At 63.8% G+C, this 26,552-nt stretch carries 25 protein-coding genes and 1 riboswitch; of the genes, 15 read left to right on the top strand and 10 right to left on the bottom strand.

The genetic code is table 11. The features are described 5' to 3' along the window. On the bottom strand, positions 1-463 hold a 463-nt coding region (locus BRC58_00800), incomplete at its 3' end, for a transglutaminase (GenBank protein ID PSP19672.1). Positions 464-580: 117 nt separating this feature from the next. Between BRC58_00800 and BRC58_00795 the strand changes: the two genes are divergently transcribed. The 9 genes from BRC58_00795 to BRC58_00755 all read left to right on the top strand — a co-directional run bounded on the left by BRC58_00795 (position 581) and on the right by BRC58_00755 (position 9,032). Further along, entirely contained in the window at positions 581-1,057 is a 477-nt protein-coding gene (locus BRC58_00795) for a hypothetical protein (protein PSP19671.1), read from the top strand. 178 nt (positions 1,058-1,235) lie between these two features. Beyond that, the gene (gene galE, locus BRC58_00790) at positions 1,236-2,216 is read left to right on the top strand and encodes a UDP-glucose 4-epimerase GalE (protein ID PSP19670.1); all 981 of its coding nucleotides are present in this window, start codon (positions 1,236-1,238) and stop codon (positions 2,214-2,216) included. Between the two features lie 39 nt (positions 2,217-2,255). Further along, on the top strand, positions 2,256-3,596 hold the full coding sequence (locus tag BRC58_00785; protein ID PSP19669.1) for a sugar transferase: 1,341 nt from the start codon (positions 2,256-2,258) through the stop codon (positions 3,594-3,596). 148 nt (positions 3,597-3,744) lie between these two features. Then, entirely contained in the window at positions 3,745-4,821 is a 1,077-nt protein-coding gene (locus tag BRC58_00780; GenBank protein PSP19685.1) for a phosphate-binding protein, read from the top strand. A 76-nt stretch (positions 4,822-4,897) separates the two neighbouring features. Beyond that, the gene (gene pstC / locus BRC58_00775) at positions 4,898-5,854 is read left to right on the top strand and encodes a phosphate ABC transporter permease subunit PstC (protein ID PSP19668.1); all 957 of its coding nucleotides are present in this window, start codon (positions 4,898-4,900) and stop codon (positions 5,852-5,854) included. Continuing rightward, entirely contained in the window at positions 5,851-6,774 is a 924-nt protein-coding gene (gene pstA, locus BRC58_00770; protein ID PSP19667.1) for a phosphate ABC transporter permease PtsA, read from the top strand. The genes pstC and pstA overlap by 4 nt, the downstream gene beginning before the upstream one ends. A 54-nt stretch (positions 6,775-6,828) precedes the next feature. Next, complete coding sequence (gene pstB / locus BRC58_00765; protein PSP19666.1) at positions 6,829-7,647, top strand: phosphate ABC transporter ATP-binding protein; 819 nt, start codon at positions 6,829-6,831, stop codon at positions 7,645-7,647. A gap of 29 nt (positions 7,648-7,676) precedes the next feature. Continuing rightward, on the top strand, positions 7,677-8,417 hold the full coding sequence (locus tag BRC58_00760) for a DNA-binding response regulator (protein PSP19665.1): 741 nt from the start codon (positions 7,677-7,679) through the stop codon (positions 8,415-8,417). 57 nt (positions 8,418-8,474) lie between these two features. Beyond that, the gene (locus BRC58_00755; GenBank protein ID PSP19664.1) at positions 8,475-9,032 is read left to right on the top strand and encodes a hypothetical protein; all 558 of its coding nucleotides are present in this window, start codon (positions 8,475-8,477) and stop codon (positions 9,030-9,032) included. A 10-nt stretch (positions 9,033-9,042) separates the two neighbouring features. Here BRC58_00755 and BRC58_00750 read toward each other — a convergent pair whose 3' ends face one another. After that, complete coding sequence (locus tag BRC58_00750) at positions 9,043-10,428, bottom strand: thiamine biosynthesis protein ThiC (GenBank protein PSP19663.1); 1,386 nt, start codon at positions 10,426-10,428, stop codon at positions 9,043-9,045. Positions 10,429-10,435: 7 nt separating this feature from the next. Further along, positions 10,436-10,534: riboswitch (TPP riboswitch) on the bottom strand. A 224-nt stretch (positions 10,535-10,758) separates the two neighbouring features. Here BRC58_00750 and BRC58_00745 point away from each other — a divergent pair. Beyond that, the gene (locus BRC58_00745) at positions 10,759-12,168 is read left to right on the top strand and encodes a GDSL family lipase (GenBank protein ID PSP19662.1); all 1,410 of its coding nucleotides are present in this window, start codon (positions 10,759-10,761) and stop codon (positions 12,166-12,168) included. Positions 12,169-12,177: 9 nt separating this feature from the next. On the opposite strand, the gene BRC58_00740 is transcribed toward BRC58_00745, so the two are convergent. From BRC58_00740 to BRC58_00730, 3 genes are all read right to left on the bottom strand, one after another. After that, the gene (locus BRC58_00740; protein PSP19661.1) at positions 12,178-12,543 is read right to left on the bottom strand and encodes a YbaB/EbfC family nucleoid-associated protein; all 366 of its coding nucleotides are present in this window, start codon (positions 12,541-12,543) and stop codon (positions 12,178-12,180) included. Between the two features lie 76 nt (positions 12,544-12,619). Then, positions 12,620-13,525, bottom strand: a complete 906-nt coding sequence (locus tag BRC58_00735; GenBank protein ID PSP19660.1) for a UDP-N-acetylenolpyruvoylglucosamine reductase — start codon at positions 13,523-13,525, stop codon at positions 12,620-12,622. Positions 13,526-13,546: 21 nt separating this feature from the next. Beyond that, entirely contained in the window at positions 13,547-14,986 is a 1,440-nt protein-coding gene (locus BRC58_00730) for a UDP-N-acetylmuramate--L-alanine ligase (protein ID PSP19659.1), read from the bottom strand. A 250-nt stretch (positions 14,987-15,236) separates the two neighbouring features. Between BRC58_00730 and gap the strand changes: the two genes are divergently transcribed. Next, positions 15,237-16,256: a type I glyceraldehyde-3-phosphate dehydrogenase gene (gap, locus tag BRC58_00725; protein ID PSP19658.1), complete on the top strand. Its 1,020-nt coding sequence runs from the start codon at positions 15,237-15,239 to the stop codon at positions 16,254-16,256. Between the two features lie 88 nt (positions 16,257-16,344). On the opposite strand, the gene BRC58_00720 is transcribed toward gap, so the two are convergent. Then, a complete protein-coding gene (locus BRC58_00720; GenBank protein PSP19657.1) occupies positions 16,345-17,334 on the bottom strand; it encodes a thiamine-phosphate kinase in 990 nt (329 codons plus the stop codon). Between the two features lie 20 nt (positions 17,335-17,354). After that, on the bottom strand, positions 17,355-18,518 hold the full coding sequence (locus tag BRC58_00715; GenBank protein PSP19656.1) for a peptidylprolyl isomerase: 1,164 nt from the start codon (positions 18,516-18,518) through the stop codon (positions 17,355-17,357). 327 nt (positions 18,519-18,845) lie between these two features. Between BRC58_00715 and BRC58_00710 the strand changes: the two genes are divergently transcribed. Further along, complete coding sequence (locus BRC58_00710; GenBank protein ID PSP19684.1) at positions 18,846-20,642, top strand: penicillin-binding protein; 1,797 nt, start codon at positions 18,846-18,848, stop codon at positions 20,640-20,642. A gap of 6 nt (positions 20,643-20,648) precedes the next feature. On the opposite strand, the gene BRC58_00705 is transcribed toward BRC58_00710, so the two are convergent. Both BRC58_00705 and BRC58_00700 read right to left on the bottom strand, forming a co-directional pair. Further along, complete coding sequence (locus tag BRC58_00705; protein ID PSP19655.1) at positions 20,649-20,972, bottom strand: DUF1825 domain-containing protein; 324 nt, start codon at positions 20,970-20,972, stop codon at positions 20,649-20,651. Positions 20,973-21,088: 116 nt separating this feature from the next. After that, complete coding sequence (locus BRC58_00700; protein PSP19654.1) at positions 21,089-21,826, bottom strand: 16S rRNA (uracil(1498)-N(3))-methyltransferase; 738 nt, start codon at positions 21,824-21,826, stop codon at positions 21,089-21,091. A gap of 182 nt (positions 21,827-22,008) precedes the next feature. Here BRC58_00700 and BRC58_00695 point away from each other — a divergent pair, with 182 nt between their 5' ends. From BRC58_00695 to BRC58_00685, 3 genes are all read left to right on the top strand, one after another. Further along, the gene (locus BRC58_00695; protein PSP19653.1) at positions 22,009-22,749 is read left to right on the top strand and encodes a hypothetical protein; all 741 of its coding nucleotides are present in this window, start codon (positions 22,009-22,011) and stop codon (positions 22,747-22,749) included. Continuing rightward, positions 22,749-23,714 (top strand): hypothetical protein, encoded by a 966-nt coding sequence (locus tag BRC58_00690; GenBank protein PSP19652.1) that lies wholly within the window; start codon positions 22,749-22,751, stop codon positions 23,712-23,714. The genes BRC58_00695 and BRC58_00690 overlap by 1 nt, the downstream gene beginning before the upstream one ends. A 163-nt stretch (positions 23,715-23,877) precedes the next feature. After that, positions 23,878-24,456 carry a L,D-transpeptidase gene (locus BRC58_00685; GenBank protein PSP19651.1) on the top strand — a complete coding sequence of 193 codons (579 nt, stop codon included), beginning with the start codon at positions 23,878-23,880 and terminating at the stop codon, positions 24,454-24,456. Here BRC58_00685 and BRC58_00680 read toward each other — a convergent pair. After that, complete coding sequence (locus BRC58_00680; GenBank protein ID PSP19650.1) at positions 24,453-26,423, bottom strand: sulfite reductase, ferredoxin dependent; 1,971 nt, start codon at positions 26,421-26,423, stop codon at positions 24,453-24,455. The two genes, BRC58_00685 and BRC58_00680, sit on opposite strands and share 4 nt — an antisense overlap. Positions 26,424-26,552: the final 129 nt, after the last annotated feature.

Genomic DNA, 26,552 nt, shown 5'->3' with positions numbered 1-26,552 from the left:
CCAGCGTTTGTGCCAGCGTTCCGGCAACCCCCAACAGGATCAGCCCGATCGCCATGGAATAGCCCAAATCCTGGCGGCGGGGCAGATCGAAGCTGTGCAGCACTTGCAGCTGGACCAGCAGCCGGGCCAGGACTAGGCGCATGTCGTTGAGGCTCCCCAGCAGCTGCCCGAAGAACGCCGCCAGCGCCAGCACCATGCCCAGCGCGATCGCGGCTTTAACGGCAGCATTGTTGCGGTAGCGCCGGTACCAGCTCCAAGCGGCACCGGCCAAGCTAGCCGGCAGCGCCCAAGCGCTCATGGCCGTGCCGGCCGCCCCATCGACCGCCACAATGCCGATAGCGACCAGCCCTTGCACGCCCGCGCGCAGGCTGACCGAATCTTCGACGGCTGCCCTAGGCGGCGCTCGCCCCAACTGCCGCAGCCGGCGGCGCCATGGCGTGCGTGGCAACGCGGCTAGCCCCATGGGCGATCGCGGTCCCTCAGGTGGCAAACGGGTTGGCATCCCGGCGCTTTACGATGGCCGGGTAGGCGCTTCCCCTAATCCCAACCTTCCCGGCAAGCAGCCCCCAGCCAACAACCCATGGATCTCGAGGCCCAACTCCAAGCTTTAATTGATGAAGCGCCGCAGGACGGAAGCATGCCGGAGGTGGTGGCCAACGCCGTCGTGCCCGTGCTGCGCGCGATCGCCGAGCAACTGCAGCAGCGGGAGTACTACATTCTCCAAACCATCGACGGGCGTTGGATGCTGACCGCGTTGCGCGATCCCGAGCGACCAGAGCGCGAGAAGCAGGCCATCTATGCCTTTGCCACCCATCAGGATGCGGCGCGCTTTCAAGGCAGCGCCGACCCGCAAGCGATGGCAGCGCCCGTGCCGGTTGCGCACGTGCTGTTCCAGCTGTTTGCCATGGAAGCCGCCGACAGCGTCGTTGTTCTGGACGCGCCAGGAAGTCTCAGCGACGGGATCGAGCTGCCGCGCCGTCAGCTGCAGGCGCTTATCGAACAGCAGCTCGAGCAAGACCGAGGCAGTCAGGAATCGGCTCCTTCCGATTGGGCTTGAGGAAGAGGGCTACTATCCCGGCTCCCCATCGCCCATTCCTGTGCGAAACCTCAAACGGTTGGGCTACGTCACCGACCCCTCAAGCGAGGTCGTTGCGATCTCAGCCTGCATGGGATAACTTAAACGCGCTCTGCCGGGCCATCGCTTTGTTGGGTGTGAAACAACTGCCGGATTGCATATGACTTCTATCCTGGTGACTGGCGGCGCCGGTTATATTGGCTCGCACGTGGTGCGGCAGCTGGGCGAAGCCGGCTACTTCCCCGTCACCTACGACAACGCCAGCCGCGGCGACCCCGCCCAAGTGCTCTACGGTGACTTCGTGCAAGGCGATCTGAGCGATCGCGAGCGGTTGCGCCAGACCTTCGCCCGCTACCGCTTTGCCGCCGTGCTGCACTTTGCGGCCAGCACGGTTGCCCCGGAATCGGTCGAGCAGCCGCTGGCTTACTACGCCAACAACACCGCCAACACGCTCAACTTACTGAGCTGCTGCCAGGAATTTGGCGTTCGCCAGTTCGTCTTCTCCAGTACGGCAGCGGTTTACGGCACGCCCCAGACTGTGCCGGTGGATGAGTCGGCGCCGCTGGCCCCCATTAACCCCTACGGCCACTCCAAGCGCATGAGCGAGCAAATCCTGCGCGATTGCGCGGCGGCCTGGGGGTTGCGGTTTGTGATTTTGCGCTATTTCAACGTGGCCGGGGCCGATCCGGCTGGGCGCTTAGGGCAGCCAAGCGCGCATGCGCTGCACCTGATCGACGCGGCTTGCGAAGCTGCCGCCGGCAAGCGAGATGGGGTCAGCATTTTTGGCACGGACTACCCCACCCGCGACGGTACGGGCATCCGCGATTACATTCACGTCGAGGACTTAGCATCCGCTCACCTGCAGGCCCTGCGCTACCTGCAAGCCGGCGGCCCCAGCGAGACGCTCAACTGCGGCTACGGGCGCGGCTACACCGTGCGCGAGGTGCTGCGTACCGTCAAAGCCGTGGCCGGGACTAATTTTCCGGTGTACGAAGCCCACCGCCGCCCGGGGGACCCGGCTGCCGTGGTGGCCCAGGCAGATCGAATCGCGCGCGTGCTGGACTGGCAGCCCCAGTACGATAGCCTCGAGGCCATTGTTGTCACGGCCTTAGCGAAGGGACAGCGCTTGGCGGCCGCCTGAGCTGGCCTAAGGCATTATTTGCGGTGTGAAGCGTGCGCCATGATCCCAGCGACGCAATCGGAACGCTGGTTGCCCCTGGCCCTGCTGCTCGCCGACCTGGTGGGCTTGGGGGCCGGCTTTGGAGCGGCCTACTGGCTGCGATTGGATCGGCTGCCGCTGGCCCAGGAAGCCGTTCCCTTTTACGGGCTAGCTCTGCTGCTGCCGGCTGGGTTGTATCTGGCCGATACGTACCACCCCGAGCGCGAGACCAAAATCGCTGGCCTGCGTCCGCCCTACCGCGTGATCGCGGCAAACGCGGTTGCGGGCATCTTGCTAGCCGCGATCGCCTACGTCGTCGGTGCTTGGGGCACCAACCCCTTCTACGGACGCACGGTCCTGCTGGGCGGGCTGGCCCTGTTTACGCTCTGGGCGACGGCAGCGCGGTTGAGCATTGCGCGCTGGTGGCGCGCGCAGTCGCTGCGCGCGCGCTGGCTGCTCGTGGGCGATCCCGACCGGACGCCGGCCCTGGCGGCTACCATCCAGCAGCGCTATCCCCAGGCCACCCTCGTCACGCGCAACCCGGATGGCGAGGGCTTGCCCCAGGGCTGCCAGCAGGCTTGGTCGGGCATCCTGCTGGCGGTCCCATCGCCGCTGCCGCAAGCGCTGGCCGCCGAGCTAGCCGAGCTGCGGCTGCGCGGCATCCCCATCTACCGCCCCATCGACTTTAGCGAGCGCTTTTTGGGCAAAATTACCCCTAGCGACGTTGCCAGCGAGTGGTTCCTGTTTGCCAATGGCTTTAACTTGCTGCAGAACCCCATTCAGGGGCGGGTCAAGCGCTTGGGCGATTTGGCGCTGACCGTAACGTTGCTGGTGGGGCTGTCGCCGCTGCTGGTGCTGACCGCCGCCGCCATCGTCTTGGAGAGCCCGGGGCCGGTGTTCTACCACCAGCAGCGCACGGGGCTGCACCGCCAACCGTTTTGGGCCCACAAGTTCCGCTCCATGGTGCCCAATGCCGAGCAAGGGCAGCAGCCCCAGTGGGCGGGCGCCGCCGATCCGCGCGTGACGCGCGTGGGGCGCTGGATCCGGCTGCTGCGCATCGATGAGCTACCGCAGCTGGGCAACGTCCTCAAGGGCGAGATGAGCCTGATCGGCCCGCGCCCGGAGCGGCCGGCCTTCGATCGCGAACTGGCAGCCCAAATCCTCTACTACAACATTCGCTATCTGGTCAAACCCGGCATCACCGGCTGGGCGCAGGTGCTCTATCCCTACGGGGCCTCGGTGGAGGATGCCTACGCCAAGCTCGAATACGACCTCTACTACATCAAAAATTACTCGCTGGCGCTAGATGTGGCGATCGCCCTCAAAACGCTGCGAGTGGTGCTGTTGGGCAAGGGCCGCTAGCGTGCGGCTGTTTGGCCGGACTTAATCAAAACTTTACCAGAACTTAACCTTGTTTTTGCAAAAGGCGATTGCAATAGCAGGTAGGATGGCGGCGACTCCTGAGCGATGACCCACTCTAGAGCGCAACCCGATTTAGGAATTACTTATGATGGTGTGGAACGCCCGGACTAAGCGAGCTATCTCGCTAACCTCGACCACGCTTTTGGCAGCGACGCTCGCTGCCTGCGGTCCGCAAGCCCAACAAACCAGCTCCGAACAAACTGGCTCCGATACAGGAGGCGAGTCCCAACCTAGTCAAGAAGGCGGAGGCGGAGAAATTAGCGGCTCCGTTGCCGTGGACGGCTCTAGCACGGTGTTCCCCATCGCCGAGGCGGTGGCCGAGGAGTTCCAGAAGGAATACCAAGGCGTCAACGTCACGGTGGGCGTCTCGGGGACCGGCGGCGGCTTCAAAAAGTTCTGCCGCGGTGATACGGATATCTCAGACGCCTCGCGCCCCATCCAGGCCGAGGAGATCGAGGTCTGCGAGAACAACGACATCGAGTATGTCGAGGTTCCGGTGGGCCGGGACGCGCTAGCCGTACTCGCCAACCCGGAAAACGACTGGGCCAGCTGCCTGACTACCGAGGAGCTCAAGACCATCTTTGAGCCCGAGGCTCAGGGCGAAATTACCAACTGGAGCGACATTCGCAGCGAGTTCCCGAACCAAGAGCTATCGCTCTACATCCCAGGCACGGACTCGGGCACCTTTGACTACTTCACCGAGACCATCGTGGGTGAGGCCGGCGCCAGCCGCGGCGATGTCACCGCCAGCGAGGACGACAACGTCCTGGTCCAGGGCATCAGCGACGACGTGAACGCCCTGGGCTATTTTGGCCTGGCCTACTACGAAGAAAACCAAGACAAGCTCAAGCCCATTGCGGTCGACAATGGCGACGGCTGCGTCGAGCCCAGCACCCAGACGGCCCAGTCGGGCGAGTATACGCCGCTAACGCGCCCGCTGTTTATGTACATCAATCGCGAGTCGCTAGAGAACAAACCCCAGGTTGAGGAGTTCGTCAGCTTCTTATTGGCGAGTGAGAACCAGGAACTAGTGAGCGAGGTGGGCTACATCCCCATCAGCGACGAGCTTTACCAGAAGGCCCAGACGCGCGTTGAGGAGCGCAAGACGGGCACCATGTTTGAAGACAACAGTGCTGTGGGCAAGAACTTGTCCGATCTGATGTAAGACCGCTAGCGCTCGCGCGAAGGATCCGTTCTAGTTAACGGATCCTTCGCATGCCGGCAATGGGAATCGTCGTGCGATGACAAACCGCCAACTGCTAACCGAGCTAGGGCGCAACTCGCAGCTCTGGCAGCCGCCGCGCGGGCTCAACAAGCTTGTGGAGCGCATTGCCGTTACGGTGTTCGGGCTCTTTGCCCTGGTCTCGGTGCTAACCACGTTCGGCATTGTCTTTGTCCTGCTGGGCGAAACGGTCAATTTCTTCGGCGAAGTCTCGCTCTGGCGCTTTTTGACCGATACGCGCTGGACGCCGCTGTTTACCGACAAGCAGTACGGCATCATGGTGCTGCTGAGTGCCACCTTCATGACGGCCACAATCGCGCTGCTGGTGGCTGTGCCCATCGGGATTATGGGCGCCATCTATCTGAGCGAGTACGCCAACGCCAAGGTGCGCCAGTGGGTCAAGCCCATGCTGGAGATCCTGGCCGGGGTGCCCACAGTGGTCTTTGGCTACTTTGCCCTGCTGTTTGTTACCCCGCTGCTGCAGGATCTGCTGGCGCCGCTGGGCATCGAACTTGACGGCTTTAACTCGATCAGCGCCGGCGTTGTCATGGGCTTTGCCATCGTGCCGCTGGTGGCTTCGCTGAGCGAGGACGCGCTCTACGCGGTACCGCAGCGCCTGCGCCAGGGCGCCTACGCCCTGGGGGCCACCAAGCGCGAGGTGGTTACGGGCGTGGTGCTGCCGGGAGCGCTCTCGGGCATTGTGGCCTCGATGGTGTTGGCCATGTCCCGGGCGGTGGGCGAGACCATGATCGTCACCGTGGCCGCCGGGCAAAGCCCCACCCTAACGCTCGACCCCACGGTGGCGGTCCAGACCATGACCTCGTTCATCGTGCAGGTGTCGCTGGGCGACGCGCCGGCCGGAACCCTGGCCTACAAGACCCTATTTGCGGTGGGCACGACTTTGTTCCTCATCACCCTCGCGCTCAACCTATTTAGTTTCTGGTTCGTTCGGGCCTTTCGGGAGGAGTACGAATGACGTCGTTTAGCTCTGCACCGGGGACTGCCACCCGATTCAAAACCTCACTGGCGCGCCGCTACCGGCAAGGCAGGATTTTTGAGTCGCTGGGCGTGATCGCCATTGTCCTGAGCCTGGTGGTGCTGGCAACGCTACTGGTCGATGTGCTCACCGATGGCCTCGGCACCCTCAACTGGAACTTTTTGAGGAGCTATCCCTCGCGCAAGCCAGAAGAGGCCGGGTTTCTCTCGGCCATTGTGGGCAGCATCTGGTTGATGGTCTGCACCGCGGTCATCTCGTTCACCATTGGCGTGGGGGCGGGCATCTTTTTAGAGGAATTCGCCCCGGATGCCCACTGGACCCGCGTGATCGAGATCAACATCAACAACCTGGCCGCCGTGCCCTCCATCATTTACGGGCTGCTGGGCCTGCAAATCTTTGTCAGCCTTGCCGAGCCCATCACCGGCGGGCGCAGCGTGCTCTCGGGCTCGCTGACCCTATCGCTGCTGGCGCTGCCCATCATCATTGTCTCCACACGCGAGGCACTGCGCGCCGTACCCAGCAGCATCCGTCAGGGGGCCCTGGCGCTGGGGGCGACGCGCTGGCAGACCGTGCGCCAGCAAGTCCTGCCGCTGGCGTTCCCCGGCATTATGACTGGCACCATCCTGGCGCTCTCGCGCGCCATTGGCGAGACGGCGCCGCTAATTGCGGTGGGCGCGCTCACCTACATTGCCTTCATTCCGGATTTCTGGCCCGTTTGGGAGGGGTTACGAATGCCGTTCACGGTCATGCCCATCCAAATCTACAACTGGGTCTCGCGCCCGTTCGAGGAGTTCCACGCCCTCGCCGCCACCGGCATCATCGTACTGATGGTGTTGCTGCTGCTAATGAATTCCATCGCCATTTTCATTCGCAACAAGCTCCAGCGCACGATCCAGTAATCCATCAAGTCTCGTCAATATATTACTGCCCTGCCGTTCTAGCCGAAGCTTCTTATGTCGAGCACCACCCCAGCTACTGCCCCAACCGCAACCGCCACCGAGCCGGTTATCCAAACCAATGACGTGCACGTCTACTACAGCGGCGCGCTGGCCGTGCGGGATGTCACCCTAGACATCCCGCAAAACCAAATCACGGCCTTCATTGGCCCCTCCGGCTGCGGCAAAAGCACCATCCTGCGCTGCTTCAACCGCCTCAACGACCTCATTCCTGGCGCGCGGGTTGCGGGCAGCATTCGCTACCGCGGCCGCGACCTCTACGGCAAGGGCGTGGACCCGGTGGAGGTGCGCCGCCGCATCGGCATGGTGTTCCAGCAGCCCAACCCCTTCCCCAAGCCCATCTACGACAACATCGCCTTTGGCGCCCGCGTCAACGGCTACCAGGGCAAAATTGACGATTTGGTGGAGCAGACGCTGCGGCGCGCGGCGCTCTGGGACGAGGTCAAAGACAAGCTCCAGGAGAGCGGCCTCTCGCTCTCGGGCGGCCAGCAGCAGCGGCTCTGCATTGCCCGCGCGATCGCCATTGAGCCCGAGGTCATCCTGCTGGACGAGCCCTGCTCGTCGCTGGATCCCATCTCCACCCTGTCGATTGAGGAGCTGCTGCGCGAGCTCAAAGAGGACTACACCATCGTCATTGTGACCCACAACATGCAGCAGGCCTCGCGCGTCTCGGACCGCACTGCCTTTTTCAACGCCGAGCCCAACGAAAAAACGGGCAAAACCGGCTATTTGGTGGAGTACAACGACACCAAAATGCTCTTTCAAAACCCGAAAGAGCAAGCCACGCACGAGTACGTTAGCGGCCGGTTCGGGTAATAACGACCGAGAACGCTTGCGCGGGGGCCATGCAATCGCTCCAGCAGCCCCAGCAGCTAGCCATGGATAGCGGTACTGTCCCGCCCGGACAGATTCTTCTCATTGAGGATGAAGCCCTGATCCGGGAGATGGTGGCAACGGCACTGGAGGAGCAAGGGCATACCATTACGGCGGTAGCCGACAGTCAAGCGGCCTTCGATCGCCTGCGCGCGGCCGAACCGGCTTTCGATTTGCTGGTGCTAGATCTAATGCTGCCCCAGGCAGATGGCCTCGAAATCTGCCAGTGGCTGCGCTACCAATCCAACGCCGTGCCCATTTTGATTCTCTCGGCCAAAGCTAGCGAGGGCGATCGGGTCGGGGGGTTGCAAGCTGGCGCCGACGACTACGTCACCAAGCCCTTTAGCCTGACCGAGTTGGTGGCGCGCTGCAACGCCCTGCTGCGCCGCCAGCAGTTTTTGGCCGCGCAGCAGCCGCCGGTGTTGCAGCATCGCGACATCCGGTTGTTCCCCAACGAGTGCCGGGTCACAGTGGGGAACCAGGAGCTGGCCCTCTCGCGCAAGGAATTCCAGCTGCTGGAGGCCCTCATCGAGACGCCGCGACGCGTGTGGTCCCGGGAGCAGCTGCTGGAGCGGATTTGGGGCCCCCATCACGTGGGCAACTCCAAAACGGTGGATGTCCACGTGCGCTGGCTGCGCGCCAAGCTAGAGCCCGATCCCTCCCACCCGCAGTACGTTGTCACCGTGCGCGGCTTTGGCTACCGCCTGGACTAAGGGGCAGTTCAGGCTTGGGCGCTAGCTTGGGGTGGCCCTCAGCCAGAGGAGGCGCTCATGCCAGACCAACGCCATGCCCTGCCGCTGTTGGGCGCGCTTGCCGTAGCGGCGGCCGGCTGCCAAGGTGGCGCAGGCAAGGCGGACCAGCGCGCCCAAACCTACCTCGAGCGCGGGCGCGTCCACCTGGAGCAGCAGGCCTATCCCCAAGCGATCGCAGCCTTCACCCAAGCCATCGAGCGCGACCCCGAGCTGGCGCGGGCCTACAACGAGCGTGGCGTCGCGCGGGCGCAGCTCGAGCGCTATCGCCCGGCGCTAGCAGACTACAACCGCGCCATCGCGCTAGATGCGGAAGTGGGCCGTGCCTACTACAACCGCGCGATCGCGCGCACCCAGCTGGAGAACTACGAGAGCGCCGTTGCGGATTTCACGCGCGCCATCGAGCGCCAGCCCGAGTTTGCCCCTGCCTATGCCAACCGCGGCGGCGCCTACTTGCAGCTCGGGCAGCCTAAAGCCGCCCTGCGCGACTTCCAGCAGGCGGCCCAGCTGTTCGAGCAGCAGGACAATCCGCGGGGCTACCGTCGCATGCGCAACGCCATCCGCTCGGTAGCCCCTTGATGTGATCGGCTCAACTAGAGCCAGCCGCCGCGCGCTCTTGCTCTTGGGCCAAGTACTTCTCGAGCTCCTGCAGCGTGCCATCGTCAAACTTGGTCTGCATGGGGCAGAACTTGGGCCCGCACATGGAGCAGAACTCGGCGCTTTTGTAGATGTCGGCCGGCAGGGTTTCGTCGTGGTACTCGCGCGCCCGCTCGGGGTCGAGCGCCAGCTCGAACTGCCGGTTCCAGTCAAAGTTGTAGCGGGCCTGGGAGAGCTCGTCGTCCCAGTTGCGGGCCCCTGGCCGGTGCCGGGCCACATCGGCAGCGTGGGCGGCGATGCGGTAGGCCATGAGGCCGTTGCGCACGTCCTCGGCATTGGGCAGCCCCAGGTGCTCTTTGGGCGTGACGTAGCAGAGCATGGCCGTGCCGTGCCAGCCAGCCATGGCCGCGCCGATGGCCGAGGTGATGTGGTCGTAACCAGGCGCCACATCGGTCACCAGCGGCCCCAGCACGTAGAAGGGCGCCTCCGAGCACTCTTCCATCTGCTTTTTGACGTTGTACTCGATCTGGTCCATGGGGACGTGGCCGGGGCCCTCCACCATGACCTGGACGTCGTGCTGCCAGGCCCGGCGCGTGAGCTGCCCCAGCGTGCGCAGCTCGGCCAACTGCGCCTCGTCCGAGGCGTCGTGGGTGCAACCCGGCCGCAGCGAGTCGCCCAGGCTGAAGGAGACATCGTACTTTTTGAAAATCGCGATGATGTCGTCAAAGTGCGTGTAGAGCGGGTTCTGCTGGTGGTGGTGCAGCATCCACTTAGCCAGGGTGCCGCCGCCGCGCGAGACAATGCCGGTGAGGCGGTTTTTGACCAGCGGCAGGTGCTCGATCAGGATGCCGGCGTGGATGGTTTGGTAGTCCACCCCTTGCTTGGCGTGCTCTTCAATGACGTGGAGGAAGTCGTCGGCGGTGAGGTGCTCGACGTTGCCGTGGACCCGCTCGAGCGCCTGGTAGACCGGCACCGTCCCAATGGGCACGGGCGAGGCATTGATGATGGCGCTGCGGATGGTATCGAGATCGCCGCCGCCGGTGGAGAGGTCCATGACCGTGTCGGCGCCGTAGTGGACGGCCTGCCGGAGCTTGTCCACCTCGCCGTCCAGGTCGGAAGTGTTGGGCGAGGCGCCAATGTTGGCATTGACCTTGCAGCGCGTGGCAACGCCAATCGCCATGGGCTCGAGGTTGGGGTGGTTGATGTTGGCCGGGACGATGGCGCGGCCGCGCGCCACTTCGTCGCGAATGAGCTCGGCCGGGAGGTTCTCCCGTTGGGCCACGTGGGCCATTTCTTCGGTGATGGTGCCCTGGCGGGCGTAGTGCATTTGGGTGACGTTATCTTGCCCGCGCCGCCGGGCGATCCAGTCTTCGCGCATGGTCGATTCCTCTCAGTAGCCGCTTCCCTGCGCCGGTACTAGCCGGACTCAGGTTCTAAGGGTGTGATCTCAGCCTGGTTGCGTTCAGGCACCCCTAGCATTGCTAGCGGATTCTACCACTGGCGGTTGGGCGGCAACCAGACTGGCCGCGATCGCCGCGCCGAAATGCCCGGTGGCAGTCGCGGCGGCTGACTGGGCCTCTAGCACTGTGGCTTCAGCCAAGCAGAAGGCAATCGCTTTGCCGCGGGCGCAATCGTTCCTATCATGGGGTGACGCTTGCGACCGCGCGGCTGCTTGTCCCGGTTGCTGCCCGTCGAACGTCGAGCTGTCATGTTCCAATCCCGCCGCCGCTTCTCGAACCGCCGCAGCTTTGCCAGGCGATCGCGCCGCCAGCGCGTGCCCTGGATCCGAGTGGGGATAGCTTTAGTTGCGGCCGCGATTGGGCTGGAGCTGGCTGCGCGAGCGTTCCTGGGCGTTTTGGGGGCAGGCGGATCCCCGAGCGTCAACGGTCCGGGCGGCATCCCGGCAGCGGCCTACCAACTGCAATTCCAAACCCAAGATGGCCGCCCCATCGCTGGCCTAACCGAAGGCGGCAATCCTATCGCGCGGCGCGATCCGCAATTGGGCTATCGCTTGGCCGGCGACCAACAAAGCCCCTTCTGGCAGATCGGCGAGCGCGGCTTCCGCAACGCTGAGCCCGTGCCGCCGGCCAAACCGGAGGACGAAATTCGCGTCTTTATTTTGGGCGGATCGGCAGCCTTCGGCCAGTGGGCCGATGGCAACAGCGCCACCATCGCGCCCAAGCTCGAGCAGCAGCTCAACGAGCGCGTGGCGCGCCAGCAAAACTCGCCGGGGGAGTACCGCCCCGACGTTCTGCCGTTTTACAAGCCCACCCGGCGCGAGGCGCTGTCGCGACCGCCCAAAATTCGGGAAGGCAACTACCGCGTTATTAATGCCGCCGTGCCCGGCCATGCCTCGGGCAACCAGCTGGCGCGGCTGGCGCTGCAAGTGCTGTCTTACCAGCCGGATGCAATCGTCGCCATTGACGGCTACCGCGATTTGCTGTTGCCCGGCGATCGCCAGGCCGCGGATATCCCGCAACTGGATGCCCTGCTGGCCGATGCCGGCCGTCACCTGCGCGCGCAGTGGGGCAATCCCCTGCAGCGCTGGTTGCAACAAACGGCGCTGGTCCGGGTGCTGGGGGCCTGGTTCTCGCCCAGCGGAACGACGTCGCTATCCGTGACCGAGGCCACTCTGGCAAGGGGCGGTCGCGCCGATGCATCCCTGACCGAGCGCCTGCCTACCCAGCAGGCCGAGCGCCAGCGCCGGGCAACGCGCTACCGCCGCCACCACCAGGCCATGGCCCAGGCGATCGCGGGCACCGACATCCCGCTGGTGAGCGTTTTACAACCCGAGATAACGGGACGCAGCTCGGCCCATCGCGCGCCCCAGGAGCAGGCCACGATCGACGAGCTGGGCGAGGCCTACGTGCAGCGCTTGCGGCAAGGCTACGCCCGGCTGGGGGCCGCCAACCAGCAGCTCGAGGCCGCCTTCGATGGCGTCACAGCGCTCAATCTGTACCAGCTCTATCAGGACTCGCCGGATCGGGCCTTCTACGACCCCATCCATCTCACCGAGCGCGCCAATGCCGCGCTGGCCGAGCGGCTCTATCAGGCTTTGGCCGGCCTCGAGGCCATGCAGATCGTCCCCGAGAATGCCGAACTCCCCGAGGGCGAATGAGCGAGCGCGCTACATTCCTGGCAATTGCAGGCCGCTGGTGAGGTCTTCCATGCGCGTCCGCATGGTCTCAGTGGAGCGGTTGTAGGCGTCTTTCATGGCAGCCGTAACGGCTTCCGAGAGCGCCTCTGCCCCCTTATCGAGAGCCTCGGGTGCAATCTCGACCTGACGCGGTTCCTGGTTGCCGCTCATGACGACCTTGACTAGGCCGTCTTCGCTCTGCCCTTCAATGTCAGTTTCCTCCAACTCTTGTTGGAGTTGCTGCGCGCCTTGCTGGACCTGCTGGGCTTTGCTAAAGGCCTCGCGCAGCTCTTTCATTTTGCCCAAGCCGAAGCCAAAGCCTTGGCCGCGCTCGTTGCGCTCGTTGCTGTCAGTCATACCTTAGGGTGGCTCGTTGCTGTGCGCGGTCTTCCAATTCTGGCACGGCTGCACCCCGCCGGTGATCGCCGCCGCGCTAAAACTCGCCTAACAATCGGACCTCGCGCTGCAGCCGGATCGCCCAGCGTTGCTCGACGCGCTCTTGGATGTAGCCAATCAGCTGCCAGATGTCGCTCGCGCGGGCATCGCCGCAGTTGAGAATGAAGTTGGCATGGCGCTGCGCGATCTGGGCGCCGCCAATTTGGTAGCCCTTGAGCCCGAGCTGCTCGATCAGCGCGGCAGCTGCGTAGGGCTCGGGGTTGCGAAAGACGCTACCGCAGCTGGGCAGGTGGTAAGGCTGGGTGCGCTTGCGGTGCTGCAGATTTTCCCGGGTGGCGGCTACTACTGTGTCTTTGGCGGCGCCGGGTTGCAACTGGAAGGTGGCCTCGACCACAACCCAATCGCTGCCTTGCAGGTTGGAGCTGCGATAGGCAAACGCCAGCGCCTCCGGGCCCCGCTCCTCAAGTTGGCCGTCGGGCCGCAGCAGCCGGGCGCGTACGAGCCGATCAGCAACGCAGCCTTGCTGGGCCCCGGCGTTCATTACCACCGCCCCGCCCACCGTTCCGGGGATGCCGACCGCCCATTCCAGGCCCTGCCAGCCCCATTTGGCTGCCTGCCACGCCAAGCTGGGGATGGTCTTGCCGGCCCCGACAGTGACCCGACCGGTTTCGGGATCGAAGTGCGCGTCGCGCAAGTGGCGCGTTGCGATCGCCAAGCCCGAAATGCCGCGATCGGCGATCAGCAAGTTGGAGCCAGCCCCCAGGACGGTAACGGGCAGGCCTTGCGCGCAGGCCCACTGTAGGCTGGCTTGCAGGTCTGCCCCGTTGTGGGGAGCGAAGTAGTGCTCGGCCGGTCCCCCGACCCGATACGAGGTCAGGTTCGCCAGCGGCAGCTGCGCGTAGAGCGGACAGTCCGTACCGGGAACGTAACCTGCCTCTGCCATGCTTGCTGTTGCGCGGGGGCGCTATTGAACTCGCTCCTCGGCCGAGAGCGCGGCGACTTGCTGCTGCTCTAGCTGCGCGAGCAGGTTGGGAACGATCTGGTTGAGGTTGCCTGCCGCCAACAAGATGACCAAATCCCCTGCTTGCAGGATTTCGCCGGTGAGCATCTCACTCAATCCGGCTAGGGTGGGGTGGTAGCGCGTGCGGGGATGACAGGCCGCGATCGCCTCAGCCACGCGGTCGCCCTCAACCGCGCCTGGCGCCTCGCCGGCACCGTAAACATCGGTCACGGCTACCACATCGGCATCGGCAAACGCGTCCCCAAACTCGTTCAAAAGCGCTTGCGCGCGGCTGTAGCGGTGGGGCTGAAAGACAGCCACCACGCGCCGTTGCGCGGGCGCGGCGCGCAAGCGGGCCGCTGCCAGGGTCGCCCGAATTTCGTTGGGATGGTGGGCGTAGTCATCGAACACATCGATGCCGTTGCAGCAGCCGCGATGTTCGAACCGCCGCTTGGTGCCGGCAAACGTGCCCAGCGCTTCGGCAATGGTGGCAAACGATAGGCCCAACTGCCGCCCCACTGCAACGGCTGCCAAGCCATTGCTGAGGTTGTGCTGGCCCAGCAGCTGCAGGCGCAGCTGGCCCAAGCAGCGATCGCGCTCCCAGACGGTGGCGGTCGTCTCCTGGGCGCCGCAGGCAATATCGGTGGCGGTGTAGGTGGCCCCAGTTTGGGGCGAGAGGCTGTAGCTCACTTGCGGGCGCAGCTGCGTTCTGACCTGCTCGCAATCGAGGCAGCCCACCAAGAGCTGGCACTGGCGCGCGAAGGTGGCAAACGTTTGCACGGCGGCTTCCACGCTTGCGTAGCGATCGGGGTGATCCAGAGCAATGTTGGTCACGACCCCAATCTGGGGGTGCAGCTTGGCCAGCGTACCGTCCGATTCGTCTGCTTCGGCGACTAGGTGGCGCCCCTGGCCCAGGCGAGCGTTGCCCCCCCAGGTCTCCACTTCACCGCCCACGGCGATGGTGGGGTCCAGCCCCGCTTGCAACAGCAGATGCCCGATGGCACTGCTGGTAGTAGTTTTGCCGTGCGTCCCGGCAACCGCAATGCTGTCGCGCTCGTTGGCTAGCGCCGCTAGGACATCAGAGCGATGCCAGATCGCGCAGCCGCGCTGCAGGGCGGCGTCGTACTCGTGATTGGTGCTGGCGATCGCGCTCGAGCAAACCACCTGCGGCGGTTGGGCAGCGCCATTGCCCGAGGCAAGGGCTGCCAAATTGCTGGCCGCTTGCTGCTCGAAGATCCGCACGCCTGCCGATTTCAGTCGCTGCGTCACGCGACTGCTGCCGAGATCGGAGCCTGAGACAGGGAACTGGCGCTGGGCCAGGATGTAGGCCAACGCCGACATGCCGATCCCGCCAATGCCAATGAAATGAAACGGCCGACCGCTCAAATCGACAGTATCCGACATCAAATCCTCGCAAGCAGCGGCACGTGCCGCGTCGCAACACGCGCCATCATAGTTGAGCGCGCGACCGATGTCACCGATCGAGGCGATGGAAGGCCCGGTTGCCGGCGATCCGTTCCCGAAGGCCCGTTGTTTTCGGCCTGCGCTCATCGAGTTTAAGATTCTTTTCAACAGCACTCACCCGTTACGATACAATCGGTGTCGCTAACAATGACCGTACTGTTATCGAGCTTGCACGCGAGGGCGAGGCCAATTGATTAGAGTAGCCATTAACGGGTTCGGACGGATCGGACGCAACTTCCTGCGATGCTGGCTGCAGCGCCAGAACAGCCAGGTTCAAATTGTTGCCATCAACGATACCTCCGATCCCAAAACCAACGCGCACCTGCTGAAGTACGACACGACTTTTGGCGAACTGAAAGCTGATGTTAGCGCCAGCGAAGATGCCCTCACCGTTGGCGGGAACACCATCAAGTGCGTTTCGGATCGCGATCCGGTCAACTTGCCCTGGGACTCGCTCGGGGTCGATTTGGTGGTGGAATCCACGGGGATCTTTACCACTAAAGAAAAGGCCTCCAAGCACTTGGCAGCAGGCGCCAATAAGGTCCTGCTAACCGCGCCGGGCAAAGGTGGCGGCATTCCCACCTATCTGGTAGGGGTCAACGAAAACAGCTACCGGCACGACGACGGTAACGAGGTCATCAGCAACGCGAGCTGCACCACCAATTGCCTGGCCCCAATCGCCAAAGTCCTGCACGAGGAGTTCGGCATCGTCCAAGGGACGATGACCACCACCCACAGCTACACCGGGGACCAGCGACTGCTCGATGCCAGCCACAAAGACCTGCGGCGCGCGCGGGCCGCGGCCAACAACATCGTTCCGACAACCACCGGCGCTGCCGAGGCCGTAGCGCTGGTCGTCCCCGAGCTCGAGGGCAAACTCAACGGGGTCGCCATGCGCGTGCCCACTCCCAACGTCTCGGTGGTCGATTTCGTGGCGCAGGTGGAGAAACCCACCATCCCCGATCAAGTCAACGAGGTTCTCAAGGCTGCTTCCGAAAATTCCATGCGGGGCATCATTGAGTACAGCGACGAGCCGCTGGTCTCTTCCGATTACTGCGGTCACGATGCCTCCTCCATCGTCGATGCCAGCCTGACCATGGTCCTGGGCGGCAACATGGTCAAAGTCATCTCCTGGTACGACAACGAGTGGGGCTACTCCCAGCGCGTGCTCGATCTGGCCGAAGTCGTCGCCGATAAGTGGCCGGCTTGAGCAGCTCGGACGCTCCCGATTGACCGTCCTAGTATTAGCTCCCTAGGCCGTGCGGCTTGCTGCCACACGGCTTTTTTAGCGGCACGGCTCAAAAATGCTGGTAGCCCGCCCCCAGCACCTGCTGGTTCCCGGCGCGATCGGCAAGGGCGACCGAGCGCTCCGCCGTGATGCGGCCGACGATCGCGGCACCGGCGCCCAACTGCGGCAGCAGCCACCGGGCGCTAGCAGACGGCAGGCATAGCACTAGCTCAAAATCTTCGCCGCCGTAGAGGCACCACTGCTGGCTGCGCTCGAGCCCCACAAAACGCGCCAGAGCAGCGGAGATGGGCAGGGCCTCGCGCTCCAGGGTTGCCCCCACATCGCTGGCCTGGCAGAGCTGCAAAACGGCCTCGGCTAGGCCGTCGCTGCTATCGGTCCCGGCAACGCTGGCTTGGGCGCTAACAGCTGCAATAGCGGCCAGGGCATCCAGCCGCGGCTGCGGCCGCTGGTGGGCCTGCACCAGCTCGGCCCGCTCGCTGGCACCCAGATGGTCCCCTTGCTCGGGGTTGAGGAGCAGCTCCAAGCCGGCTCGCGCGCAACCGTGGTAGCCCGAGGCAACGATGGCATCCCCAGCGCTTGCCTGGGAGCGTCGCAGCAGGTGCTGGGGCGCAACGCTCCCCAGGGCCGTCACGGCGGCCGCGATCGCTGGGGCGCGGCTGAGATCGCCGCCCACAATGCCAGCTCCGTGCGGCTGCAAGCAGGCATTGAATCCGCTGTAGAATCGCTCCACCCAATCGAGCGCCGTATCGCGGGGCAGCTGCAGGCCCACGGCCAGTCCAAGCGGCGCCGCCCCCATGGCAGCCAGATCCGAGAGGTTGGCCGCGGCTGCCCGCCACCCGGCATCTTCCGGCTGCGTCGTGCGCTCGCTGAAATGAACGCCTTCGACCAAGGTGTCGGTTGTGACGGTCAGCCAGCGATCGCGCTCCAGCGCCAGAACGGCTGCGTCGTCGGCTAGGGCCTGGGGCGGGCAAAAGCGCTGCAGTTGCTGGAGTAGCAACCGCTCGCTCAACTCGCCGACCGGGCGCGATGGCTGCTCCATGGGGTGGCATCCGCCGTCGTTTAGCGTGTCTGGGGGGCGCCTTGGGGGCGCACCAAGTCATCTAGCCCGCGCACTACGCGCGCCGAGCGGATCTTGTCGCCTTCCTGCAAATCTTGCAGGATTTCGTCGCCTTGGATGGTGTAGCCGAACGCGGCGTAGCGGCCGTCCATGACGTTAAAGCCAGGCGGCGTCAGCTCCGAGTCGTATTTGAGCAAGAAAAACTGCGAAGACCCGCCGTTGGGATCGTCGCTCGGTCGCGCCAGGGCAACGGTGCCATTAGCGGAGAAAGGTAGAACCGGTTGGGCCTGGTAGCGGCCGGCCTCTTCGAGCGTCTGCCCGTAGCTGGGCCGCCGGTCGCCGCGGACGAAAATCTCGAGCGGAACGGTGCGCTCCTGGCCGGTCTCGGGATCGATGAAGCCCGTCTCAGCCCCCTGCGGGTTGCCCGTCTGGGCCAAAAAGTCGCGCACGCGGTGGAAGGGGAGCCCGTCGTAAAAGCCGCGATCGACCAGATCGACAAAGTTACCGGCGGTGAGGGGGGCACTGTAGCCGTCGGCCACTACCGTCATGGTGCCCTGCGTGGTCTCAAGCTCGACCGTGGCGCGCCCCTTGAGCCGCGGCAGGTGATCGAAGCGCTCGGGAATGGCGTACGGAAACGCAGCCACCATCTGCTCGGCCAACCGATCGAAGCGCTCGAGCAGCTCGCGCCGCTCGTCCCGGACGCGCTCCACATCGCGATCGGCAACGGCTGCCTCCACCTGTTGGAGCTGCGAGCGCAGCTGCGGCAGCAGCTCCTGGGCCGCTGCCTGATGCTGCTGCGGCACATCGGCCATTAGCGCCGAGCGGCGATCGCGCAAGAGGCGGGCCGCTTGTTGGAGGTTTTGCTCGATAGCACCCCAGCGCCGCCGTCGCAGCAGCCGCACGGTTTCCTCAACGTGGCGTTCGAACTCGCGCGCGGGCTCGCTGTCGATGGGAAGCGCCCGGCGCAGCAAGGTTTTGGGGTTGGTGACCGTGTCGCCTTGCGGCAATCGCTCTTGCGCGGGCTCAGTACTGCCATTGCCGCCGAACCAGTCCTCCCACCAAGCGCCGCTCAGCCCAATGGTGAGCGACACTAGCACGATAGCCGCAGCCGCCGCGCGAAGCGCACGCACGAGCCTGCTCCATGGGATGCGGTTGGTACCAGTCATAGTTTCCCCTGCTGGCAGCGGACCAGGGCGTCACGCACTCCACAATCCTGCCACAGGGGGACGGACGGGCGCTCGGGGTCGTTGATGCGCGTGGTGCCATGCGCCGCCCAGCGGTGCGGTTTTGCTAAGCTAAGGGCCGCCCAACTCGCTTGCAAGCGGGCTGAGTAGCAGGCAGGCTAGTCAAGCGCACATCAAGCCAAGTTCCCCGTGTCCGGTCGCGCGACTGTTTACCCAAGACGCCGCCCCAAACGCCGCGAGCGTTCTCCTGCAGCTGACTTTGCTAGCGGCGTTTTGAAATCGACTGGCGGTACCGTTTTGGGCATTGGCATGCTGGCCAGCGCCATTGCAGCTGGCGGGCTGGTAGGCCTAGCCGTCAGCTTTCGCAACCTCCCCAATATGGGGGTCCTGCAGAACTATTCGCCTACTGAAGCCAGCTACATCTACGATGTCAACGGCAATTTGCTCACGCGCATTCACGATGGCTCCCTGCGCGAAACCGTCGAGCTAGACCAAGTCTCGCCCCATCTCAAGCGGGCCGTCCTGGCGATTGAAGACAGCCACTTCTACCAGCATCCCGGCATCAATCCCACCAGCGTTGCCCGCGCCTTTCGGGCCAATCTGCGGCAGGGCGATATTGCCCAAGGGGCTTCAACGTTGACCATGCAGTTGGTCAAGAACTTGTTTCTGTCGCCCGAGCAGACCTACAGCCGCAAGTTGGCTGAGAGCGTCATGGCGCTGCGCATCGAGCAAATCTATAGCAAGGACCAAATCTTTAAGCTCTACCTCAATAACGTCTTTTGGGGCCATAACACTTACGGTGTCGAAACGGCGGCCTACACTTACTTTCGCAAGTCCGCCTCAGAGCTCAATCTGGCCGAAGCGGCCATGATGGCCGGTCTCATTCGGGCCCCCGAGCGCTACAGCCCCTTTGTCGACTATGCGGCCACCAAGCGGCGGCAGGCCGTCGTACTCGAGCGCATGCAGCAGCTGGGCTGGATTAGCGCCCAGCAAAAAAAGCAGGCCTTCAACAAGCCGCTGCGGGTGGGCAAACCCATCGCCTGGCTCGATAGCGAGCTGCCCTACGTGACGCAGGCCGTTAAAGCCGAGCTCAAGGGGCGCTTTGGAGCCGAAGCCGTACGTGAGGGTGGGTTGCGCGTGCAGACCACCATCGACCAGGGCTTCCAGGACATGGCCAAAGCCACGGTGAAGCAGGCGCACCAAAATATCGTCCGCCAAGGGGTCAATGCCAAGCAAATGGCGCTGGTGGCAGTCGATCCGCGCACCCATTTCGTCAAGGTCATGGTCGGTGGCGTTGACTACGACAAGAGCCAGTACAACCGCGCTGTCCAGGCGCGGCGCCAGCCCGGATCGTCGTTTAAGCCCTTCGTTTACTACACCGCTTTTGCCAGCGGCAACTACCTGCCCGGCTCCAAAATCAAAGATATCCCGGTTCGCTACGGCAACTACAAGCCGACTAACTACGGGGGCGGCTACATGGGCACGATTACGCTGCGGACCGCCCTGGTTCAGTCGCGCAACATCCCGGCGGTCAAGCTCGGCCAAGCCTTGGGGCTGGAGAACGTCATTTTCAACGTGCGCAAGCTGGGCGTTGAGAGTCCCATGGCGCCGGTGCGATCGCTGCCGCTGGGACCGGAGGAAGTCTCGCCGCTGGAGATGGCCAATGCCTATGCCACCTTCGCCAGCAATGGTTGGTACGAAGATGCCACCGCCATCGTGCGTGCGACCAACAGCGACGGCCGCGTCCTGATTGACAACCAGCCCCAGCCCAAGCGCGTTCTCAATCCCTGGGCAACGGCAACGCTAACGGACGTGCTGAAAGACGTAGTCGCTGTCGGCACGGGGCAGGCTGCCCGCATCGGCCGGCCGGCCGCCGGCAAGACGGGAACGACACGCTACTCGCGCGATGCCTGGTTTGTGGGCTACGTCCCGCAACTGGCAGCAGCCGTTTGGGTGGGCAACGACGACAGCACCCGCATGGGAACCAACATCAGTGGCGGTGCCGTAGCCGCCCCTGCCTGGCGGCGCTTTATGATAAAAGCCCTAGATGACAAACCCGTCCAGCAGTTCTCCGACCCCAATCAGTTTCAGCGGCCGGCTTCCTAAAAGGCGCTAGCGCTCGTTTTCCAGCTCGGCTTTCATGCGCTCCAGGGTCGCTTCCATGTGGTCGAACATTTGCTGGGGCGTGAGGCCAAACCGATCGAGCTGGGTCTGGAGCTGCTGGGTCGTCATCTGGGCCATGAAGTCCTCGGAGAGCTCAAAGCGCTTCATGAAAATCTTGTAGCGCTCCATGAGCTCTTCCATGCGCTCGATAAAAAGCTTTTTGCCCTCGTGATCGAACTGGCCGTACTTGCTGCCCAGCTGCATCAGCGACTGGTACTGCTGGAACAGTTCTTGGGCTTCTTGTTGGACGATTTCGGAGTCAAAAAATCCCATGGCTGAGCGGCTAGCCGTTGCGCTAGCGGACCGTATCGGCTGCTTGGTATCTATTGTAGAGTGAGCGCGTGCTGCGCCTGCGTTCGGTTTTCCGGCCCTGGATCCGGTTGGCCCATCTAGCCGTTGCGCTCGCCGGCAGCTGTATCGGCTGCAGCAGTAGTGATCGCCATCGCCGCAATGGGGGCGGTGGCTGCGCGCAGGATGCGATCACCGAGCGAAACCGTCTGGAACCCTGCAGCTGTTGCCGCTTCCAATTCCGATTCGCTCCAGCCGCCCTCAGGGCCGGTCGCAATGGCAATTGCGCTTGCCTTGGTTGGGGGCAGGCAGGCCAGCAGGGGCGGCGCGCCGGCGCGGGCAGCTGCCAGGTAGCGCGCTCGGCCGGCATCCGGCACTTGCAGGGCTCGGTCGAACGGAACGGGGTCACCCACAGTGGGGACAACGGCCCGCTCGGCTTGCTCGGCGGCTTCTTGCGCGATCCGGCACCAGCGGCGCAGCTTGTTGGCGCCAGGTTGCAGCAGGGCACGATCGCTGGTGACGGGCACGATGGTGCTAACGCCCAGCTCCGTCGCGCAGCGCACGACCCCATCAAACGCGCTCCCTTTGGGCAGGGCAGCCAGCAGCATTACATCCCAAGCCAGCTCGCGGGCAGCCGCTGCCGTTGCGACTAGGCGAGCCGCAGCGAAATCTTCCAACTGCACCTGCCACGAGCGCCCGCAACCGTCGGTGGCCACAAAGCGATCGCCGGGCTGGAGTCGCAGCACCCGATAAAGGTAATGTTGCTGCTCGCGCGTCAATTGGAGCCGATCGGCAGCCAGCTGCTCCGGCGCAACCACCAACCGTTGCTGCTGCGCCAATGCGACCTTCGCGAGCTCGCCCTAAAAATCGTACCGCGCCAGCTGCTGTTGGCAGCCGAGCGGATGACAGGCTGCCGAAGGGAAGCTATCCTAACGGCGCCTCTTTTGAGATGGACCCTATCTGGCCTGCTAGTCGAACGACTATCGGACTGGATGGAAACGTATCACCAGGAGCGGAAACCATGGCGCTTCCCAACAAACAGTCTGAATTGAGGTTACCCACCTCTCGGCGCAACTTACTGAAATTAGGCGGGCTTGCTTTAGGCGGCATGGCCTTGGCAAGCGTTCCCACAGCAATTAGCGCGCAAACGAGCAACGGGGCCAAAACGATCCGGTTGCGAAATAACGATACCGGCATTCTCAACTTTGCCCTTCTCCTGGAAGAGCTAGAAGCCGCGTTCTATCAGCAAGCTGCCCAATCCGGGCAAATAACCGACACGCAAGAAAGCGAGTATATTGAAGCCCTAGGGCGCCACGAGTCCGAGCACGTCAGCTTCCTGCGCGAGGTTCTAGGGCAAGACACGGCGTTTGAAACCAACGAGCTCAGCTTCAACCAACAAGGGGTCTCCGAGCTGTTGGCCGATTGCCAAACCATTCTGGATAGTGCGGTTCTGCTCGAGGATTTGGGCGTTCATGCCTACAACGGCGCGGGCGTCAAAATTAAAAACCCAACTTACCTGCGGGCAGCCGGCTCGATCGTCTCGGTTGAGGGGCGGCACAGTGCTGGCGTCCGCGGACTGCTAGGGCGCTCGGCCACGCAAACGCCTGAGGAGCGCCAGGTGAGCGATGCCGACTTGGCCAGCAAGCTCAACCCCTTTCAGGGGCGCGCCTACGACGAGCTCTGCACGCCCAAGCAAATCGTCTCCGTCGTGGACTCGCTCAATATCCTCAACAATCCCATCCGAGGGTCGCTGGTTCGCTAATAGGAGGACTGACCGTGAAACGCTTATTCCAAGGCGCGCTCGCGCAACTCAAAGGCATCCCCAACAGCTGGGTTGCTCGGCCAGTCAGTATCGGAGTGCTGGCATGGGCCCTGGCAGCCCTACTGGCCTTTGGTCCCGCCACCCCAGCGCGGGCGCAACCCCAAACCGAATCCCTGAGCACGCAGCAAGTCATCGAATACGCGCTCACCCTAGAAAAATTAGAAGCGGATTTTTACCAACGCGCCGCGGATGCCGTCGCCAGCGGTCAACTCGGCGACGTTCCCCAGCCGGCGATCGATGCCATCCAGGCCTATGGCGAAGATGAGGCCCAGCACGTGGCCGATCTGTCCCAGGTGCTGAGCGCGCTGGATGGCAACCCAGACCAGGTCACTATTCCAGAGGAACCCAACTACACTGCCATTTTGGACCGCGATCCGTTCGCCAGCGTCGAGGATCTGCTGTTGGCCGGCCAACTGGTAGAGGATTTAGGCGTTGCAGCCTACAAAGGGCAGGTCACCAACCTGCAAGCTGAAGGCCAAGAACCCCCTCTGAGGCGAATTCTGCCGGGGCAAAAGCGCAACCCGGGGTTGGCAGGGGCGCTCGAAATTCACTCGGTCGAAGCCCGCCACGCCGCTGGCCTCCGTTACCTGCGCCAGTCGCTGCTCGATGCCGACATTCGGCCCTGGATCCGGAGCGGGGAAGAAGTCATCTATACCGAGGAGCGCTCGGGCTCGACGATTCCGTACGCCTCCGAGGCCTTTGATGGCTACGCCACCCGAAGCGAGGTCCTAGAGCTCGTCAATCCTGTCTTGCAAGCTGAGGCCGCGCCGCAACCGGCGCCAGAGGACGAACAGTGCCAGTGCCCGCCCCAACAGCAGCAACCGCCTCAGCAGCAACAACCCCCCCAACCGCAACCGGAGCAAGACCAAACCGAGCAAGGTGGTGACGTCCGCGGTTTGTGGTAGCGGCCTAGCGATTGGCTAGCGGCTGCAACAATTTGAGCAGCAGATGCACGCTGACCAAAGTTCATAACTCCTATATTGAAGGAGTTTTGGAGATCGCAATCTAGTGCACAAGCCACGAGAATTGGTATCAACCGTTCCGCTTATGCAATCCCAACTGCCCGGTATGGTCCAGCGCTGCTTGTCGTTGGCTGCCGCCATGGTTGGTGGGAGTTGGCTGTTGGGCGCACCCCCGCTTATAGCCCAGCAAGCACCGCGTTCTGCCGCTGATCGCCCCTCAGGGCAGCCACAAACGACGCGGGAGGCGCGCACGCGCTTGGTGCTCAACCGCAAGCGCCGCCAGGTCACCCTCTATCGGGGGGATACGCCGGTTGAGAGCTACCCGGTTGCGGTGGGCAAACCGGGTTGGGAAACCCCCACCGGCACCTTTAAGGTTGAGCGCAAAGTTCGCGACCCCACCTGGGTGAGCCCGTTCTCGGGCGAGGTTGTCCCTAGCGACGCTCCGGATAATCCCATTGGGGACTACTGGTTGGGCTTTGCCAGAACTGACAAAAACGTGATTGGCTTTCACGATACGCCCAGGCCCAGCTCGGTGGGTAAAGCCGCTTCGCACGGCTGCGTTCGCCTGTACCGCGATGACATGCGCGAGCTGTTTTCCCGCGTTACAGTCGGGACGCCCGTCCAAGTCGTTGACCGGCAGGTCTCACGGCGCGGCAGCGGCTCTCGGCGCGCCAGCGATCGCTAGGTTGGGTTCCCATCGGCGGGTAAGTAGGCCTCCAGCGCCTCGTTGGCCAACGCTGCCATCGATTTGCCCTGCCGCGCGGCTGCCGCTTTGAGGCGGGCATGCACCTCATCGCGGACGCTGATGCGGTGGCGCCGGCTCCCGCCGTTGGCCGGGCGCGGGTGACGTTGGGCGCGAACTACTTCTTCTGCCGGCGCTGCAACGGGCGTGTAGGTAGCTGCAAACTGCCGAATGGCCTCAAAGCCCACGCGGTTGCAGAACGGCCCAAGCCCTTCGCCCGCACGGCGCGCTTGCTTGAAATAGGCCAGGATGGGCTCGAGCGTGCTATCCAGTTCTCGCTCGGGCACTTTGTCTTGATAGGGCTGTGCCAGTTGCGTCTGATCGGGGGTGCCACCCAACCAGATTTCGTAGGTTCCGGGCGTGTTGCCCACCAAGCCCAGCTCGGCCATGTAGGGGCGGGCGCAGCCGTTGGGGCACCCGGTCATGCGGATGGCAATGGCCTCATCGTCCAGCGCCAGCTTATGCAACAACGTCCGAATGCGATCGATGACCCCTGGTAGGACCCGCTCGGATTCGGTAATGGCCAAGCCGCAGGTGGGCATGGCCGGGCAGGCCATGGAATAGCGCAGTAGCGGGTCGATCTCGCCCGGATCGGTGGGCGTGCCGTGCTGGCGAAACAGTGCCTCAATTGCCGCTCGCTCGCTGGGATCGATGTCGCAGAGCAACACGTTGTGGTTGGGGGTCAGCCGCAGCGGCAGCTCGTAGCGATCAACGGCCTGCCGCAGTGCCGTTTTGAGCTGCAGCTGCCCCTCGTCTTTGATGCGACCGTTTTCGACGGGCAGGCCCAGAAACAGTTTGCCGTCCCCCTGCTCGTGCCAGCCCAGGTAGTCGCGGTAGCGGAACTCGGGCAGCGGTTGCCAGGCCTGGAGGGGCTTGCCCAAATAGCGCTCCACCGTTTGGCGGAACCGCTCGATGCCCCAGTCGTGGATCAGGTACTTCATCCGCGCGTGGCTGCGATCGGCGCGATCACCAAAGTCGCGCTGCGTGGCCACCACGGCCTTGACCAAATCGTAGACATCCGCCCGGTCGATGTAGCCTAGGGGCTCGCCCGCGCGCGGAAAGGTGGCTTCTTTGCCGTAGGTGCGCCCCATGCCGCCACCCACCAGCACATCGAACCCTTGGAGCTCGCCGCGCTCGTCGGTAATGACCACCAGCGCCAGATCGTGGGTGTAAACATCGATGGAGTTGTCGCCGGGGACAGTGACGCAAGTTTTGAACTTGCGCGGCATGTAGTGCTCCCCGTAGATGGGTTCTTCCTTGTCCGGGAAGATCGTGCCGTTGCCATCGCGCTGCCGCGCGGCTTTGACCTCAGGGGCTTCCTCGGCCGAGATGGCTTTTTCGCCATCCAGCCAGATCTCGTAGTAAGCGCCGGACTGCGGCCGCAGCAGGTCGGCGATGTTGTGCGCGTACTCGCGGGCGTAGCGGTATGCCGGGCGATCCTGAAATGGGGCCGGCGGCGCCATAACGTTGCGGTTGAGGTCGCCGCAGGCCCCCAGCGTCGAGCCCATGTTGCGAACGATGCTGGCGATCGCCGTTTTGAGGTTCTGCTTGAGGATGCCGTGCAGCTGGAAGCCCTGCCGGTCGGTCACTCGCAAGGTGCCGTTGCCGTACCCATCGGCCAATTCATCCAGGGTTCGGTAGAGCTGCGCCGGGATGAACCCGCCCGGCGAGCGGGTGCGCAGCATGAACTGGTAGTCCTTATCCTGTCCTTTTTGGCGGTTGTCGCGGTTGTCCTGCTGGTAAGAGCCGTGAAATTTGAGGATTTGGACGGCATCCTTGCTAACGCAGGGTGCATCCTCAGGCAGCTCGTCAGCGAGCGGCTGGCGCAAATACTGGCTGCTGGCTTTGATGCCCTCTAGCTTGGCGGGCTTGGTGCGCTTGCGGGCTCGGGTCTGGGGGGTGGTAACCATGGCGTTCGCTAGGGCGAATCGCAACTGTCGGGGGTTGGATCGCCGGTAAGTCGGTCGGGATTGTGAAGATTATCTTACATCCTATCGTCCCAAGGGGCGGCTGCCAGCAGGGCGGCGGTTACGTTCTGT

Source organism: Cyanobacteria bacterium QS_8_64_29 (assembly GCA_003022125.1).
GTDB lineage: Bacteria > Cyanobacteriota > Cyanobacteriia > Cyanobacteriales > Rubidibacteraceae > QS-8-64-29.
Note: the sequence above shows the minus strand (reverse complement) of the source record. Positions and strands in the feature narration are given on the sequence as shown.